Origin of the sequence: Cytobacillus sp. Hz8, from assembly GCF_042263505.1 — a bacterium.
GTDB lineage: Bacteria > Bacillota > Bacilli > Bacillales > Cytobacillaceae > Bacillus_BE.
In genome coordinates, this window is record NZ_JBHKFI010000034.1 from 1 (window position 1) to 17701 (window position 17701).

Consider the following 17701-nt stretch of genomic DNA (forward strand, 5'->3'; position numbering starts at 1 on the left):
GCCTTTCAGAGCGTTACCTCTTCATTCGACTCCTCGATATAACCCTTCAGTCTTAATAATCTAAAACTGCCTGACCTTTACCGAAATTGTGTGACCACATTTCATTTGAGTCAGGAACATTTCGCACAAACTAAAGCGCCCTTTTCTGGAACAAGTTTTTTGCTCTGAGTAAAAAAGTAAATTCACCTCTGTTGTCACAAAATATAATGAGGTGATTGAATATGAGACCAAAGTTATCCGCAATTTCTGTAATTACTGTACTTCTTATGAATATTTTAGTGCCTTACACAGCCCATACCACTGTACAAAAAGGCAATAATGGTAGTATGGATTTCGATATTGACTTAACGGGTTATCGACTCTACGGATTTGGTGATTTTAATCAACTGGGTTATAAAATAACACCACTTGCCCAATTATATTTTACAATTATTCAGTTGGAAGAAGAGTGGATTGATGAACCACGACTATATATCAAGGGTAACAAAGGTTATGTTTACCTTTGGAAAGAAGATGGCACTAATGTACTTTATACTGTTGAAAAACAAACAAGTGGCCCATTAAAAGATATGTGGAAAATTGTTGATGTTAAAAGAAAGAAAATTAACCGAATACCAGTTCCAAAACAATTACTTAAAGAGGCATTGTTTGAACGCTTAGTAGACCCAATAAGTAAAGCTATTGAAACAAATTATAAACCTAAACTGTGGGATCGGGGATTCGAGAAAATCCTAAAATAGAGAGAGATGAGACAAATTTCAACTTAAATGTAACTGTTCAAGTACAAACTTTTGAGGGGGCACATAATCCACCTTATGGTGAAGAAACAATTACTTTTCAAATTCAAGGTAACCAAATTAATGTTGTCGATTATAAGCATAGAGGCATTCCAAAGGAAGAATGGACTAAGATGGAATTAAGAAATAATTCTTATAAGAAAACAAAGCAGCAATAAAAAAAGTTGGGGGACTCAAGACCTGTCACTTTACCTGATAATTTACACTTATTTTAAGTGTTATTTTGCACATTCAACTTTAAAACCAGCTACCTTTACATGTGAAGATTTACTGGGTTTCTTCTTTATGGGGATAACGCCATGCATACCACCAGCAAAACGCGAATTTACAACTTTAAGGAAAATTAAAAAGCCCAATTTCTCAATTTAATTCTGAGAAATTGGGCTTTTTTAGTTACTTCTGAAAAACGCCTTATTGTTGAAAAAGTAATTATTAGCGGACTTACTCAAGTATGTGATTATAAAATTAAGTTTGACTTATCACTATTTCTCATACAGTTCACGATGTAATTATGGTAAAACACTATAAATATTTTAATCACTTGTTTTTCGGTAATTAATCAGTTATACTGATTATATAATTAACTGATTATCATAGGTGGTGAAAATTCAATTGCATAAATGGAATCAATCTTATGGTTTTTTGCTTGGAAAGGTTCTGCAGGAAATGGAAAGTAAGTTTGCTGAAGGACTTATCCCATTTAATATTAACGCAAGACAATATGGAGTACTTTTATTTATTCAAGAAAACCCTTACTCATCACAAAAAGATATTTCTGAAAACCTACAAATCGATCGGACAACTATGGTGAGTCATATTGATCATTTGGAAACTTTAGCATTTGTTGAGAGGACAAAAAATCCTAATGACAGAAGATCCTATAGCCTTAAAATTACTGAAAAAGGTAAAGATGTATTGGATTCGCGTTGGGAATTTTTAACCAATATTGAATCAGAGGTTTTAGCCCCTTTAAATCAGCAAGAAAGACAATTGCTTAAAGATTTTCTTGTTAAAGTTTGGGAGTCGCTATATAAAAAACTGGAGGTTATAAAATATGAACGCACTTGATTATTTTAATGCACGTCTTCAAGGAACAATAAGCCCTATGGATTATCTGAAATCTAAGCAAATGGATTCTGAAAAATACTTCTTAATCGATGTTAGAAACGGTCCAATTCATTTAAGAAATTTAACAATTATAGATGCTAATGTTATACCTGAACAAGAATTATCTGATCGTTTAAATGAAATACCAAAAGAAAAGGAAATTATTGTTTATTGCTGGGATGTCTGGTGCAATACTGCTGCCAAAGTAGCAAAGTTTTTATTGGAACAAGGTTATAAAGTTAAAGAGTTGACCGGAGGTATTGCAGCATGGCAGGAAATGAATTTTCCTGTTTCAAAATCAACCATAGATGATAACATATCTGATAATTGTGGGTGTTAACTCAAGTGCAAAAAAATACAAGGTATTGGATTGGAGTTGCTTCTCGTGATCATGTAATAAAGGGTGTCTATGGTGGATTTGCTCAACTTTGTCACGGTAAAGAGGCTCCTTTAAAAAAGATGAATACTGGTGATTGGATCATTTATTACTCTTCAAAGGTAAGTTTTAATGAAAGTACTCCGTATCAAAAATTTACTGCTTTGGGGAAAGTTGTCGATGATTATATTTTTCAGTTTAATATGGGAAATGATTTCATACCTTTCCGAAGAAATATAGATTTTATTAGTTGTACAGAAACATCAATTCACCCATTAATCCCACACCTCTCTTTCATTAAAAATGAGAAGCGTTGGGGTTATCCTTTTCGATTTGGCCATTTTGAGATAAGTGAAAAAGATTTTAAACTAATTGCAGAAAAAATGGTGGATGTTAAAGGAGATTAGAAAGTTCTAATCTCCTTTTAACTTTTTTTTATTGATTTTAGATGTTCTCGTTCTTTAGACATAAAAAACACCCCTTTAGATTATCATATCCACAGAGGTATTTCTTTTCAACTTTATTAAAAACACCGTGTCTTTTTTATAAACATCGCAACTTTATTACAAAGCCACACCTACAAAAATCTATTTTTCCAACATTAATGTAAATATACTTACTTTATTGTAAAGTAACCGACTATAATGTCTAGTTACAATCTATAATGTTGGGAAACAACAGTGTTGCTTTGAAATAAAGTTTGCTCAAAAAATCTCACAAGCGGCATTATACGATAAATTAAAAGAATCCATTTTGAAAAAAAGATTAATCAAAATGGATTCTTTTCAGCAGATCTAAGTTTCGTTTTTATAAAAAAGTTTGATCATTTCATAATGGTGTTGTTCCACAATCGTGCCCTATAATGGAATAACAAAAATATAGTCTTAGCACTAAATCATACAATTCTTGATGAACTCCCCGTATATTTAAATACACTTCTTCACAAATTTGCTGGCAATTATGTTTTCTCTTACCAAAAGCCATCAATATGTCAGCAGCCTTGTAACAACCAGCACTTAATCTAAATCAATGCGTTCAATATTCCGAACAGCTAACACAACAATACCTAGAGCAATTAATGCCAATGCAAGTGGAATATAAATAATACTCGCTAATGAGAAAACCGATCCTATTGATGAAGTCGTTACCATAACAATTAGTAGTGAGGAAATGATCGTTGCCTGTGTTGAGAACTTTCTCATACCAAAATATAATGGCACAAGTGCCGCTCCTGCAGTGGCAAGATTAAAAATCAACAGATTTAATATTCCCGCAAAATAATCAGTAACCGTTAATCTCATTGCAGATGTTAAATGAAAGATTTGGTTCATACCTATAAAACCAGTAATCACGAACAGATTAGAGATAACCATCGTAAATAAAGTTAAAGAGAAAATAAGAATTAATTTTGCGCTCAAGATCTTTTTTCGGTTAACTGGATAGGAAAACATCACAAGATGTGTTCGATTTTTAAATTCATCAATAATTACTTTTGAAATAAGTACAGCGGCAAATACAATAATAATGCCCCTTACCATTGCTCCACTGATCATAAAATAATCAGTAAAGCTTTTGAATGTTTGCTTACCTTCAATCTTTTCAACTGTGGGAATCATGCATAATAAGCCAAGGGTAATTAAATTAGCAAGAATAATTCCCTTGATAAACCAACCTAATTTATTCTTTTTAAGCTCAAGTTTTATTAAATATAACAAAGTGTCCCCTCCCTTGCTCTTTATCCATTATCCTTTTGAAAAATCATTTCTAAATGCAACAATTACACTACGGACTTATCTAACTCAACTTGTTTAATGAAATACTCTTCTAATGTTGTCCGATTTTTATTAATAAACTCAATATTGATATCTTCCAATATTAATGTCTTAGAAATGGTCGATTGAGGCACTTCTGTAGCATAGATTCGAATGACTTGGTCATCAATCACCTTAAAGTTATTTATACCTAGTTTATCGTGAAGTACCACAGCTGCTTTCCTCTGATTACTTGTCACTAACTCAATATATTCTGTAGTTCTCGCCTTGATCGTAGCCATTGACGCCTCTTCAATCAGTTTGCCGCCTTTAATGATACCGATTGTATCTGCAATCTGCTCAATTTCACCTATAATGTGGCTGGAAATTAAAAGTGTCATACCGTATTCTTGATTAAGCATTTTGAATAACTTTCTCATAGCCTTAATCCCAGATGGATCCAGTCCATTAATGGGCTCATCTAGAATCAAGAATTCCGGCTTTGTAATAATCGCTCTGGCGACACAAAGGCGCTGTCTCATCCCTAGTGAAAAGTCTTTTGGCAGCTTATTCTCAACATTTTCAAGACCCACCCGATCCAAAGCATCACGAATCCCCTGCCTGCTATGGTATCCCATATAAGAACAATGCAGTTTTAAATTTTCAAAGGCAGTCATTTTCTCATAAAAAATGGGGTATTCGATCATACTGCCTATTCTCTTCAAGTAATCGAAAGAATCATGTTTGAGTGGTTTTCCGAAGATTATGATCTCACCATGTGAAGGCTTAATCATATTGGTTAGCATCTTCATAATTGTTGACTTACCTGCACCGTTCGGTCCAAGGAATCCGTAAATCTCACCTTTTTTAATATTCATCGTTACATCGGACACAACATCATGCCCTTGGAAAGTTTTTGTTAAATTTCTTGTCTGTACAACATAGTCCATTATGACCCTCCTTGTTTTCTAACTGATTTCAGTCTAGCAAGTGACCCTTGCTTTTTTCTGTCTTAATTCTTACAAAAATCTTAAGAAAACAGAGAGCTACTTTTTGAGACGTTTCAATGAAAATGTAAATGACGTTTTTTCAAATGGTATGGATTGTATTGAAATGTCCCCTTGCATTTCTTCAACCAGTCTTTTTGTTATGGTTAAACCTAGACCACTGCCCTGGAAAGCTTTATTTCTCGATTCTTCAAGCGTGAACAGACGTTCAAATACACGGTCCTGCTCTGTTTCATTAATTCCTTTACCTTTATCGAAAACTTCGACATAGACCATCGTCTCATCATAAAACACCTTTAAACCGATCATCTTGCCATCTGCACCATAGCGAAGACCGTTTGAAATCAAGTTATTTAATACACGGTTTAATGCTTCTTCATTACCGAGAGCAAAAACGGGGTTTTCCGGTATCTCAATGACAACTTCTAATCCTTTGATTTGGATCCATTCATAGAACAAAAGAATATTATTTTTACAGATCTCAGTTAAATTAACTTTTTCTAGTGGAATATCTTTATCACCTGATTCTAACTTCGCTAAATCAAAAAATGAATTCATTAACGTAATAAGTTCTAATGTTTTACTATGTACTTGTTGCAGCAAACGCACTCTTTCTTGTTCATTAATTTGAGGTTGGTTCTGAAGCATTTCAATATAGCCTGAGATTACTGTAAGCGGCGTTTTAAGATCATGAGAGACATTAGCCAACATCCGTTTCATCGAGACTTTCATTTTTTTATACTGACGTACATTTTCTTGATAATCATTAACAATTTGATTTAACATATCTAGCATTTCAATGAGTTGCTTATCATCTGTTATGATGAGAATTCTCTCACTTAATTGTGAGGCTTTCATCTGTTCAAGTTTATTTGTTATATAGACAAGATTCTTATTTCTTCCCTTTTTTGATTGATATTGATAGATCATACAAATTAGAAGGGCAATTATGACATTACTTAATATAGTAATCATTTAAAATTCTCCAAGTTTGTACCCGATCCCCCATATTGTTTTGATATATGATGGTTTCGATGGGGTATCCTCGATTTTTTCCCTCAGTCGGCTTATGTGTACGTTAATAATATTTTCATCACCATAGTAATCGTCACCCCATACTGATCGATAAATCTGTTCTTTTGTAAAAACCATCTTTTGATTTTCAAAAAACAAACAAAGAATCTTCCATTCCTTTGATGTTAAGTTGATCTCAATGCCGTTCTTTGTCACACGATGATTCTCCGTATCCAATTCAATCTTATGTACTTTGATTATTGAGGTATTTCGTTCTATTTGAGTGTCTATGTACTGTGTAGATCTTCTTATGGCTGCTTTCACTCTTGCAGCAAGTTCAACCATTGAAAATGGTTTAGTGATATAATCATCTGCTCCTAAACCAAGCCCTAACGCTTTATCCACTTCGCTATCTTTTGCTGACATAATAATTACGGGAATGTAACTATTAGTCCGCACCATTTGAAGAAAGTCCATACCATTTAGCTTTGGCAACATTAAGTCTAACAAAACCAAATCATAATGCGTATGCTTAAAGGCAATCCCTGCTTCCTCGCCATCAAATACACATTTAACATTAAAGGCCTCGTTATTTAAATATGTTTTTACCATATTACTAATAGCCGGGTCATCTTCAACAAGTAAAATAGTTTTTTGCATCAAAAATAACACCTTTCCTGTAATACTTTTATATGATTAATTTCTGAATTCAATCGAGCTACTTCAAACATGCCTTGTTCTTTATCAACAGTTAATTAAAAATCTGTTGTCATCACAATCGGTTTACCAGTTTTGAGATCTGTAGGATGTTTTATACCTAGCTCATCTGCAATGACTATTGTTTCTTCCAAAGGCAATAATGGAAATTGTTCTCGAATATCAATAACTGCATCTGAATATTCAGTTAAATAAAAATAGTTTCGTTCCAAATCTGATAAAAACTCATGCTGCCTGTTTGTTTTTATTCCTTTCAAACGAGTAGATCTACCTAACGAAGATACATCCTGAATCTTTAACCACGGCTTATAATCTATACCAACACCAGAGCCTCGACCTTCTTTTATCCATTTCTCAATTTGAGTGATTCTTTTTCGTTTCGACATAAAAACACCCCTTTGGCTAAATAGTAACCAAAGGGGTAAAGCTTCGCAACTTTTTTATTTAACGTCGCGACTTTATTCAAAACATCACATCTTTTTTATAAACATCGCGACTTTATTTCAAATCTACACAACATTGTTCATTCACACGCACACCTACTCAACCGTAACAGACTTCGCCAAATTTCTTGGTTTATCCACATCACAGCCGCGTTGTAAGGCAGCGTAGTAAGCAAGTAATTGCAATGGTACTACAGAGATAAGAGGTGTTAAGAGCTCGTGCACCTCCGGAATGACGAAGCGATCTTCCTTCATGTCTAGTCCTTTTCTTGAGATGATGCACGGATTGGCTCCGCGGGCAACGACTTCCTTGACGTTTCCACGGATACTTAAATTTACATGCTCTTGGGTAGCTAATGCAATAATCGGTGTTCCTTCTTCAATTAAAGCAATCGTCCCATGCTTTAATTCTCCACCAGCAAAGCCTTCTGCTTGGATATAAGAAATTTCTTTCAGCTTTAATGCCCCTTCTTGACCAACATAGTAATCAATGCCACGACCAATAAAGAAAGCATTTCGAGTCGTTAATAAATATTCACGGGCGATTTTCTCAAATTCTTCCTTGGAGTCACAAAGAACCTCCATCGCATTAGCAACAATTCCTAATTCATGCACTAAGTCAAAATCTGAGTCTAAACCACTCTTCTTAGCAGCAACTTGGCCAAGAATCGCTAGAACAGCCATTTGTGCTGTATACGCTTTTGTAGAAGCAACAGCAATCTCTGGTCCTGCATGAAGCAATAAAGTAAAATCAGCTTCACGAGATAGAGTCGATCCCGGAACATTCGTGATTGTTAAAGTCTTATATCCCATTTCTTTAACTCGTACTAATACAGAACGGCTATCTGCCGTTTCGCCACTTTGTGAGATAAAGATAAATAATGGTCTTTCTGATAATAATGGCATATTGTATCCAAATTCACTCGCGATATGAACCTCTACAGGTACCTTAGCCATACTCTCAATAAACTGTTTTCCTAATAGTCCAGCATGATAAGAAGTACCAGCCGCAATAATATACAGACGATCCGCTGCTTTCACAGCATCAATAATTTCATCATCAATCACCAATTTACCTTGGTGGTCTTGATATGTTTGAATGATGCGGCGAAGCACTAAAGGCTGTTCATCAATTTCCTTCAGCATATAATACGGATAGGTGCCTTTTTCGATGTCACTGGCATCCAATTCAGCTGTATAAGGAGCACGGGAAATAACTTCTCCGTCTAAGTTTTCAATCGTAACCTCATCTTTCGTAACAATCACGATTTCCTTATCCATCAGCTCAACATATTGATTTGTCACTTGAAGCATCGCCATAGCATCCGAAGCGACAACATTGAAGCCATCCCCTAGTCCAACAAGAAGGGGACTTTTATTTTTGGCGACATAAATCGTTTCGCCGCTTTCAGTATCGAGGAGAGCAATTGCGTAAGATCCTTTTAAAAGTTTAAGTGTTTTCCGGAACGCTTCATCAGTAGATAAGCCATCATTCACAAATAACTCTATTAATTGCACAATGACTTCTGTATCTGTTTCACTTTTAAAAGAAACCTCTTGTAAATACTCACGTTTCAATAAATCATAGTTCTCAATAACCCCATTATGAACAAGCGTAAAACGGCCAGATGTACTTTGATGCGGATGGGCATTCAATTTACTTGGAACTCCGTGAGTCGCCCAGCGTGTATGCCCTATTCCTGTATTTGTTGCAAGATCCGTATCCACTATGGCACGTAAATCAGCAATTCGGCCCTTTTCTTTAAAAATATGCACTTGTCCGCCATTGATCACAGCTATTCCTGCTGAATCATATCCACGATATTCTAGCTTGTCTAAACCCTTTAACAGGATTTCTTTTGCATCTTGATTGCCAATATATCCAACGATTCCACACATACTTCTTTTCCTCCTTATAAGAGGGCAAGAAGCCTTCAGGGGCAGTCTTGCCCCCTTATCTCTGTTCTAATTTGAAAAATCCAATACCTTCTAAACCAACTTCTTCTAAGCATTTTCTTCCCTTTGTTCACCGAGTTGCCTCAAATGTTTTAAAGAAGAACTCACGATTGTGCTTTTCAACCGGGAGGCATCCGCCGAAAATCTCGATAAACCTCCTCCTCGTCAACTAATCAACTACTTCGATCCGTGATTAGTCCAGGCGCTTTAAATTAAGAAAACTCCTTTGTGTTTCCCCTCCTTTTTCATCTATTTACAAAAACAGGATAAGCATACACTAGAAATCAAAAATCGTCAACTAAAAACCTTTCATCAGCACAGTGACAGGGGTAACGGATGAATGGAGACAAACCATGGCAAATTTATTGAAACAAAAATATCGTGGATAACAGGAAAGCTACCAATAAAATATGCATAAGGGAGAAAAACGTTCCCTTATGCATAGAGATTGGACACTATTCGGTTAATCCCATTTCATCTTTTACAACCGCCGCAATTCGGTCCACATATTCGTTGCATAACTCCTCAGTAGAAGCCTCTGCCATAACACGAACAAGCGGCTCTGTTCCGGAAGGACGAACAAGGATCCGACCATTCCCATTCATTTCCGTTTCAACTTCTTCGATGATTTGCTTTACTTTTTCATTGTCTGTAACATGATATTTATCTGTTACCCGGATATTAACAAGCCTTTGCGGGTATTTTTTCATTTCATTGGCAAGTTCAGATAAAGGTTTCTTCGTCATTTTCATGATATTAACTAGCTGCAATCCCGTTAATAATCCATCTCCGGTTGTATTATAATCTAGAAAAATAATATGACCGGATTGTTCTCCACCAAGGTTAAAGCCATTCTTCTTCATCTCTTCAACAACATATCGGTCACCAACAGCGGTTTGCACACTTTGAATGCCATTGGCCGCTAAAGCTTTATAGAATCCTAAATTACTCATAACCGTTGAAACAACGGTACCATGTTTAAGTCGGCCCTGCTCCTTCAAATGTTTTGCGCAAATATACATAATTTGGTCGCCATCAACAATCTCTCCATTTTCATCAATTGCAATGAGGCGATCCCCATCTCCGTCAAATGCTAAACCAATATCCGCTTCTTTTTCCTTCACAAACCGAGCTAAGCTCTCGGGATGAGTAGAACCCACACCATCATTAATATTTAATCCGTTTGGAGAAGCCCCCATCGTTGATAAGTCAGCCTCTAAATCGGCAAATAGGTAATTAGCTAATGATGAAGTTGCACCATGAGCACAGTCTAAAGCAATATGAATTCCTGAGAAATCTTCATCTACTGTTTGCTTCAAAAATTGAAGATATTTTTGACCACCTTCAAAATAGTCATTTACTTGCCCTAAATCAGCTCCTGTTGGTCTAGGAAGGTTATCCTCTTCCAACTCCAATAACTCCTCAATTTCAGCCTCCTGGTCATCAGAAAGCTTAAATCCATCTGGGCCAAAGAACTTGATCCCATTATCAGCTACTGGATTATGAGAAGCAGAAATCATCACTCCCGCTTGAGCTCCCAATACTTTGGTCAAATAAGCTACGCCAGGAGTCGTAATGACACCAAGTCTCATCACTTCTGCACCGGTGGATAATAATCCAGCAACTAATGCACCTTCGAGCATATGACCGGATATCCGAGTATCGCGACCAATTAAAACCTTTGGATGTTCTTTATCGTTCGTTAAGATATATCCTCCGAAACGCCCGATTCTAAAAGCTAACTCAGGCGTTAATTCACTATTCGCCACTCCTCGAACTCCATCGGTACCGAAATATTTACCCATTTCAAAAATCGCTCCTTCTACGAATAATTGCGTTTTATACATCTTTTTGAGTTATAGTTATTTTCGCGGATTTTTTATTAAGTTTCCAATCAAGATCACCCGGACCATCTACATTGATGGTTACATTATGACTTCCCTCATCTAAGTCTGATACATCTACATAGACGTCAAAATCCGACGCGCTAATCGTATTCATTTCACTGCTTGGTCCTGATACAAGCAAGCTCACTAATCCATTAGAAGGATCCCGATAACTCAGAACTTGGTTATCTGCCATCCCCCTGATTTCAATTGGAATATTCGAAAGAGTTTTATCTTCTTGTTTACTAACCTTCACATTGACTTCTACCGTTTTTGGACTGACCTCTACAATATCATTTGAAATAATAATGGGTAGATCAAATGTCGCATCATCTTTAATTTTACTTACATCTACTTCCACTCTCACGCTATTTGTGTCTTTCAATACCTTATCAGATGCAATAATTTTTGCTGTTTTTTCACTTAAATTAATTGAGTCAATCGAAATTCCTTCTGGAGGTGATCCTTTTTGAACAATATTAATTGGTACAGTTTTGCTAGAACTTTTAATTGGAATTTTCACTTCCACTATTTGTGGATCAACACTTACATTTAATTTATTAAAATTTTGGTCGAGTACAGTAACATAGGCCCTTTCTGAAGTTGTTTCATTAATAGGCTCTTTTAAATTGACGGTTGCCTTTACATAAGCGATTTTTTCAATCACTTCTTTTGCACCCGTAATCTTAACCTTATCCGGTTTCACAAACAGTTGATCAGCTAAATACCCCTTGGCAATGGCAGAATCATTGATTTCAGGCTCAACACTAAAATCTTTTGTTACCTTTTCATGAATCGTTACTGTTGCATACACAGGATCAATCGTTGCTTTAAGTTTATCCGATAGATTCTTAATCTTAATTTTTACCTTTTCTGTTCCAATTTTTGCCTTTGTTAGGTCAACATAAACTTCAAAGGATTTTTGCTGTTTGGCTGGCTGTAATAAATTTCTTGGACCCTTAAGCTTTACAGTAACCTCATCGGGAACTCCGGTAACCACCAAGTTTTCTGTATCATAGTAACTCTTTACAGGAATATTCCCAATCGTTACTGTATCATTGGATTGTGGAACATTAATATCCATCACATTTTTATTACCATCATATACATTATCAAATAGCAATAGTGCAAGGATTAGAGCTATAATTTTCATAAACCACTTATTCTCAATTAGCTTATCAATATATTTATCCATTGCGTTTTCCCCTCCAGTTCCAACGAGCTGAAGAAGCTTGTTTCATCTTTTCTTCAATAATAAGTTCACTTGAAAGAAGTGCTCTAAAGGCATCCAGTGTTAATCCACGGTGCAACTCTCCATTCTTCGTTAAGGAAATTGCCCCCGTTTCTTCAGACACAATAACGGTAATACTGTCGGTTACCTCACTAATCCCTAAAGCAGCTCTATGTCTTGTACCAAGTTCCTTTGAAATAAAAGGACTCTCAGAAAGAGGTAAATAACAGGCTGCTGCAGCGATTGCATTTCTTTGGATAATGACAGCCCCATCGTGCAATGGAGTATTCGGGATAAATATGTTAATTAATAACTCAGATGAAACTTTGGCCCCCAAAGGAATGCCCGTTTCAATATAGTCGCCCATTCCTGTCTCTTTTTCTACAGAAATGAGAGCTCCAATTCTTCGTTTTGCCATATAATCCGTAGCCTTGACAATGGATTCCACCAGCTTTTCTTGACCTTCATCCTCCTGATTGCTACTTCTAGAAAAGAACTTTCCCCGTCCTAACTGTTCAAGTGCTCTCCGTAATTCAGGCTGAAAAATAATAATGATGGCAAGGACACCCCAAAGAAGCACCTGCTCCATAATATAATTCAATGTTTGAAGATGAAGCTTGTCACTAACAAAGGTTACAAGCAAAATAACAAAAATCCCTTTTAATAACTGAACAGCTCTTGTCCCTTTAATTAAATTGATCAGTTTATAAATCACATACCATACAAGGAGAATATCAATGATATTCGTTATATATTTTAAAATATCGAATTCAAAACCCATGATCGACATTTTATCCACTCCAATAATATATTTCACAGCTTCTCAGCTATCTATTTTTAATCTTAGCTCTTATCGCCTTACATATTATATCATAAAAAAAAGAAACACCTATTATTTCAGTGTCCTTTTGAAAAAATAGATACTAGACGGGTAAAACCAAATTCTTTTTTTGATTATTTTCGGATAGATGATTGCTTCTAAAATCGGATAGCTTGGATGAAATTTTTAAGCAATTGCGTTCGAATCCAAAGCCCTACGATAAGAGTTTAAAGGGAAGCTATTCGAAAAAGCAACAATCTTGTATAAAATAAAGAAAACTCGTCTCTCGGAAGCCTCCCCTTTGTGCACTTATACTTTATTCCTAAAATTGGCACTACGTCGATCTTCATCACCGCTGCCAATTTATACTTTTTTAAAGTGTAAAAAGAAGCTGAAATTCGAAAAGATGAAGATGAAAAATGTAACCAAAGCCTTCCTCTCGCATTTCAGCCTCTTTTAACCTTTGTTTTATTTTATTCAAAAACAGCCACAACTTCTTTACTTGTTTCTTTAATATGATACCACATCCAATCAAACACCTCGTTGATTTCCTTGATATCTCCTGTAACTTGTCCAGCTGACGCCATATAATTTTCTCCATTTATTACGGTAACATCACCATCAACCCGACCTTCAACCTTTAAATTCCCATTCTTCACCGTGACATCGCCTTTTACAACTTCTCCTTTAGGGACTATAACTGTATTATTTTTGACAATTAAATTAGCTTGATCTGTTACCGAGAACTGATGGTCGCCACTCCAAGTAGAAGCCAGACTACCCGTCATTAAAACGATAAATAAGGACGCCGCTGTGAGAACCGGATGATGCATAAACCATCGTTGAAAACTTACTTTTTTCTTCTCTTTGGGTAATTTCGCCATTACCTTTGCTGTAAAATTAAGTGGAACTTCAATATGTGATGTACTTTGCACTAGAGCAACCGTTCTTCTTAATTCATTAAAATAATTTTGGCAGTACTCACAGTGTTGGATATGCCCCCTCAATTCCTTTTCATGCTCTGGTAGGATTTCTCCATCAAGAAATTCATGCATATATTCAATGACTTTTTCAGTACACTCCATTCTTTTTCACCTCTCATTAAACATTTCGCAACTGATGTCTTAAAGCCTCTCTCCCTCGATGAATCCTTGTTTTTACTGTACCTAACGGAAGCTCCAGTATCTCACTGATTTCATTTAATGAAAGCTCATCAATATATTTTAATACAATGACCGAGCGATATTTTTCAGGTAGCTTTGAAATCTCTTTCTGTATTGTCTCTTGGAGCTCCATACTTTCGACATCTTCTTCAGGCAAGGATGTGTCGGCAGCAACCTGCGAGTACATCGTTAATCCCTCTGTCCCGGCAACTTCGGCATCTAAATAAAAATCAGGTTTTTTCTTTCGAATGCGATCAATGCATAAATTTGTTGCAATGCGGTATAACCATGTCGAGAATTTCATGTTAATATTAAAACTTTTGATATTAACATATGCTCTAATAAACGCTTCTTGTGCCATATCTTCAGCCTCGTGTCTGTTCCCAAGCATTCGGTAACAAAGCTGAAACACTTTCCCTTTATATATTTCGACAATTTCTTCAAAAGCATTTTGGTCGCCCTTTAAGACTTGCTTTATCCTTTTCTTTACGATTACTTCCATTTTTATTTACCTCCGCTCTATGCGGCTATTCGATATTACGAATCGATAGCGGAAAAGGTTTCAATTTTTATTAAAAAGTTTCTCATTCAATATATTAACAAATTTTTACTGTATCGTTTACTATTTTTCAATTCGATGTAGAATAATTCCTCTAATATAGAAAAAACTGACTAGATATTGTCCCTCTCTATCCTGCCAAATGCAGTTTCACAAGTGTTTAATAGGTTACAAAGAGAGTATATCGAACCTAGTCAGCCATTTATATAACTTTTTTATAATAATTTCTCACCAAATAAAGATCCCATAAGAGCCACTGCCACTGTTGCTGTTTTGTTTTTTTCATCTAATATGGGATTAACTTCAACAAATTCCGCCGATGTAATTAATTCAGATTCAGCCAGCATTTCCATTGCTAAGTGACTTTCCCGATAACTAATTCCACCAATGACAGGAGTACCAACTCCAGGGGCATCATGCGGGTCTAAGCCATCTAAATCAAGGGATAGATGAACACCATCGGTTTTATCCTTTAAATAGGCAATGGATTCCTCCATCACTTTCGTCATCCCCAATCGATCAACCTCGTGCATCGTATAAACTCTCATACCTTTTTCTTTTATCAATGCACGTTCTCCATCGTCTAACGCTCTTGCTCCAATGATAACGATATTTTGCGGTTTCACTTTTGGACAATAACCACCAACTTGTGTTAGTAAATCATGGCCCAATCCTAAGTTGACTGCCAAAGGCATCCCGTGGATATTACCAGATGGTGAAGTTTCTGCGGTATTTAAATCTCCATGAGCATCATACCAAATAACTCCCAAATTCTGATAATGCCTTGAAACGCCTGCAAGTGTTCCTATTGCAATACTATGATCCCCACCCAATACTAATGGAAAGGAACCGGATTTTATCACTTCATCAACCTTTTTGGCCAATAATTCATTCTTTTCAGCAACTAAGTGCAAATTTCGGAGATTGGATTGTTCATCTATAATGACCTCAGGTCTTCCAATTGCAATATCACCTAAATCATGCACATCATCAAATAATTCCTGAAGCTTCTCAACTACACCTGCATAGCGAATAGCACTAGGCCCCATATCTACTCCACGTCTCATTTGACCAAGATCCATTGGCATTCCAATAATCGATATTTTTGTCATCGATGTTCCCCCTATCTCCTTATTTTTCTTTATTTTAACGTTTCCATTGTCTTTGACTCAACTCGACAATTTCGTGAATATTAATTCAATGAAATATTAAAAGAAAAAGAGGAAGCCCAATAAACAAAAAACCCTTAAGCCAATAAGACTTAAGAGTTGAATATGCTTATGTATTGGTGGAGACTAGCGGGATCGAACCGCTGACCTCCTGCGTGCAAAGCAGGCGCTCTCCCAGCTGAGCTAAGCCCCCGTTTATATGGAGCGGAAGACGGGGCTCGAACCCGCGACCCCCACCTTGGGAAGGTGGTGTTCTACCACTAAACTACTTCCGCATAAATCATAACAGAAGATGCAACAAAACAGTTATATGAAATAGATGAGCCATGAAGGACTCGAACCTTCGACCCTCTGATTAAAAGTCAGATGCTCTACCGACTGAGCTAATGGCTCATAAATGGCTGGGCTAGCAGGATTCGAACCTACGCATGACGGAGTCAAAGTCCGTTGCCTTACCGCTTGGCTATAGCCCATTGAATAAACTTCACGAAGCACCTCTTCGAATAAGCTTCATGAATAAACATCGCAGAAACATTTAATTGCAAATGAATGTGCTACCTTGAATGACTTCTGTAGTTAAATGTTTCGACATTCCCTTGATACAACAAAAAAATCAATTCAAGAGCAATTCTCTAACAAAAAAACATACGGAAGAAATAATTGCAAATGAATGTGCTACCTTGAATGACTTCTGCAGTTAAATGTTTCGACATTCCCCTGATAGAAACAAAAAATCAATTCAAGAGATTTCCTTAAACCAGATTGTTTGCGTAAACAAAACAAAAAGGACACTAATATCTTGTCCAATTAATCTAAATTAATTCAAATGGTGGAGGGGGACGGATTCGAACCGCCGAACCCAAGGGAGCGGATTTACAGTCCGCCGCGTTTAGCCACTTCGCTACCCCTCCATATAAATGGTGCCGGCCAGAGGACTTGAACCCCCAACCTACTGATTACAAGTCAGTTGCTCTACCAATTGAGCTAGGCCGGCTTGCTTGTCTGATTAGATAAATGGTGGAGGATGACGGGATCGAACCGCCGACCCTCTGCTTGTAAGGCAGATGCTCTCCCAGCTGAGCTAATCCTCCACTTGGTGACCCCTACGGGATTCGAACCCGTGTTACCGCCGTGAAAGGGCGGTGTCTTAACCGCTTGACCAAGGGGCCTATATATATTTTAGCAAGCTCCCAAGCGGGCTCGAACCGCTGACCTCTTCCTTACCATGGAAGTGCTCTACCTACTGAGCTATGGAAGCAAAAAACTACCTGCTCATTTAGTCAAAAAAATGGCTCCGCAGGTAGGATTCGAACCTACGACCGTTCGGTTAACAGCCGAATGCTCTACCACTGAGCTACTGCGGAATATTATCAGCCTGGCGGGCGTCCTACTCTCACAGGGGGAGAGCCCCCAACTACCATCGGCGCTGAGAAGCTTAACTTCCGTGTTCGGTATGGGAACGGGTGTGACCTTCTCGCTATCGCCACCAGACTATTTAAGACATAATTTATTATAATGTCTTTTTTGTATTTTTCAAGAGAAAATTTCATTTGTTCTCTCAAAACTAGATAATGTTCCAGAAGAAGAAAGAATACCATGTAATCTATTTGGTTAAGTCCTCGATCGATTAGTATTTGTCAGCTCCACGTGTCGCCACGCTTCCACCTCAAACCTATCTACCTGATCATCTTTCAGGGATCTTACT

General features: G+C 36.7%; 14 protein-coding genes, 10 tRNA genes, 2 rRNA genes and 2 pseudogenes. 4 read left to right on the forward strand and 24 right to left on the reverse strand.

The annotated features are described in order from the left end of the window. Window positions 1-221 precede the first annotated feature (221 nt). From ACE38V_RS22755 to ACE38V_RS22770, 4 genes and pseudogenes are all read left to right on the forward strand, one after another. Window positions 222-955: pseudogene (locus ACE38V_RS22755) on the forward strand (DUF3888 domain-containing protein). Window positions 956-1409: 454 nt separating this feature from the next. Beyond that, window positions 1410-1865 carry a MarR family winged helix-turn-helix transcriptional regulator gene (locus ACE38V_RS22760; protein ID WP_375845014.1) on the forward strand — a complete coding sequence of 152 codons (456 nt, stop codon included), beginning with the start codon at window positions 1410-1412 and terminating at the stop codon, window positions 1863-1865. Continuing rightward, window positions 1852-2244 (forward strand): rhodanese-like domain-containing protein, encoded by a 393-nt coding sequence (locus ACE38V_RS22765; RefSeq protein ID WP_375845015.1) that lies wholly within the window; start codon window positions 1852-1854, stop codon window positions 2242-2244. The genes ACE38V_RS22760 and ACE38V_RS22765 overlap by 14 nt, the downstream gene beginning before the upstream one ends. Before the next feature lie 5 nt (window positions 2245-2249). Continuing rightward, window positions 2250-2687: an EVE domain-containing protein gene (locus tag ACE38V_RS22770; RefSeq protein WP_375845016.1), complete on the forward strand. Its 438-nt coding sequence runs from the start codon at window positions 2250-2252 to the stop codon at window positions 2685-2687. 609 nt (window positions 2688-3296) lie between these two features. Here the strand turns inward: ACE38V_RS22770 and ACE38V_RS22775 are convergent. The 24 genes and pseudogenes from ACE38V_RS22775 to ACE38V_RS22890 form a co-directional block, all read right to left on the reverse strand. Next, window positions 3297-3995: an ABC transporter permease gene (locus ACE38V_RS22775; RefSeq protein ID WP_375845018.1), complete on the reverse strand. Its 699-nt coding sequence runs from the start codon at window positions 3993-3995 to the stop codon at window positions 3297-3299. Window positions 3996-4057: 62 nt separating this feature from the next. Continuing rightward, entirely contained in the window at window positions 4058-4981 is a 924-nt protein-coding gene (locus tag ACE38V_RS22780) for an ABC transporter ATP-binding protein (protein WP_375845019.1), read from the reverse strand. 96 nt (window positions 4982-5077) lie between these two features. Further along, entirely contained in the window at window positions 5078-6013 is a 936-nt protein-coding gene (locus ACE38V_RS22785) for a sensor histidine kinase (protein ID WP_375845020.1), read from the reverse strand. Continuing rightward, the gene (locus ACE38V_RS22790; protein WP_375845022.1) at window positions 6014-6712 is read right to left on the reverse strand and encodes a response regulator transcription factor; all 699 of its coding nucleotides are present in this window, start codon (window positions 6710-6712) and stop codon (window positions 6014-6016) included. 14 nt (window positions 6713-6726) lie between these two features. After that, window positions 6727-7155, reverse strand: a pseudogene (locus ACE38V_RS22795) (TnsA endonuclease N-terminal domain-containing protein); the annotation flags it as partial. Between the two features lie 153 nt (window positions 7156-7308). Further along, window positions 7309-9111: a glutamine--fructose-6-phosphate transaminase (isomerizing) gene (gene glmS / locus ACE38V_RS22800; RefSeq protein ID WP_375845024.1), complete on the reverse strand. Its 1803-nt coding sequence runs from the start codon at window positions 9109-9111 to the stop codon at window positions 7309-7311. A 512-nt stretch (window positions 9112-9623) separates the two neighbouring features. Beyond that, window positions 9624-10973, reverse strand: coding sequence for a phosphoglucosamine mutase (gene glmM / locus ACE38V_RS22805; protein ID WP_375845026.1), 1350 nt, complete (start codon window positions 10971-10973; stop codon window positions 9624-9626). 34 nt (window positions 10974-11007) lie between these two features. Next, a complete protein-coding gene (locus tag ACE38V_RS22810) occupies window positions 11008-12249 on the reverse strand; it encodes a CdaR family protein (protein WP_375845028.1) in 1242 nt (413 codons plus the stop codon). Continuing rightward, the gene (gene cdaA, locus ACE38V_RS22815) at window positions 12242-13075 is read right to left on the reverse strand and encodes a diadenylate cyclase CdaA (RefSeq protein ID WP_375845030.1); all 834 of its coding nucleotides are present in this window, start codon (window positions 13073-13075) and stop codon (window positions 12242-12244) included. The genes ACE38V_RS22810 and cdaA overlap by 8 nt, the downstream gene beginning before the upstream one ends. A gap of 503 nt (window positions 13076-13578) precedes the next feature. Next, a complete protein-coding gene (locus tag ACE38V_RS22820) occupies window positions 13579-14190 on the reverse strand; it encodes an anti-sigma factor family protein (RefSeq protein WP_375845032.1) in 612 nt (203 codons plus the stop codon). Between the two features lie 16 nt (window positions 14191-14206). Then, entirely contained in the window at window positions 14207-14770 is a 564-nt protein-coding gene (gene sigW, locus ACE38V_RS22825) for an RNA polymerase sigma factor SigW (RefSeq protein WP_375845034.1), read from the reverse strand. Between the two features lie 272 nt (window positions 14771-15042). Beyond that, window positions 15043-15939 carry an arginase gene (gene rocF / locus ACE38V_RS22830; RefSeq protein ID WP_375845036.1) on the reverse strand — a complete coding sequence of 299 codons (897 nt, stop codon included), beginning with the start codon at window positions 15937-15939 and terminating at the stop codon, window positions 15043-15045. 174 nt (window positions 15940-16113) lie between these two features. Beyond that, window positions 16114-16189, reverse strand: a tRNA-Ala gene (locus ACE38V_RS22835). Between the two features lie 7 nt (window positions 16190-16196). Beyond that, window positions 16197-16271 (reverse strand) — tRNA-Gly (locus ACE38V_RS22840). Window positions 16272-16316: 45 nt separating this feature from the next. After that, window positions 16317-16389: transfer RNA gene (locus tag ACE38V_RS22845), tRNA-Lys, on the reverse strand. 5 nt (window positions 16390-16394) lie between these two features. Next, a tRNA-Gln gene (locus tag ACE38V_RS22850) sits at window positions 16395-16469 on the reverse strand. 354 nt (window positions 16470-16823) lie between these two features. Beyond that, a tRNA-Tyr gene (locus ACE38V_RS22855) sits at window positions 16824-16907 on the reverse strand. 7 nt (window positions 16908-16914) lie between these two features. Then, window positions 16915-16990: transfer RNA gene (locus ACE38V_RS22860), tRNA-Thr, on the reverse strand. 21 nt (window positions 16991-17011) lie between these two features. Then, window positions 17012-17087: transfer RNA gene (locus tag ACE38V_RS22865), tRNA-Val, on the reverse strand. A gap of 3 nt (window positions 17088-17090) precedes the next feature. Then, window positions 17091-17165 (reverse strand) — tRNA-Glu (locus tag ACE38V_RS22870). A 16-nt stretch (window positions 17166-17181) separates the two neighbouring features. Then, window positions 17182-17254, reverse strand: a tRNA-Thr gene (locus ACE38V_RS22875). A gap of 31 nt (window positions 17255-17285) precedes the next feature. Next, window positions 17286-17360 (reverse strand) — tRNA-Asn (locus tag ACE38V_RS22880). A gap of 9 nt (window positions 17361-17369) precedes the next feature. Next, a 5S ribosomal RNA gene (rrf, locus tag ACE38V_RS22885) occupies window positions 17370-17487 on the reverse strand. A 116-nt stretch (window positions 17488-17603) separates the two neighbouring features. Continuing rightward, window positions 17604-17701, reverse strand: a 23S ribosomal RNA gene (locus ACE38V_RS22890); the annotation flags it as partial.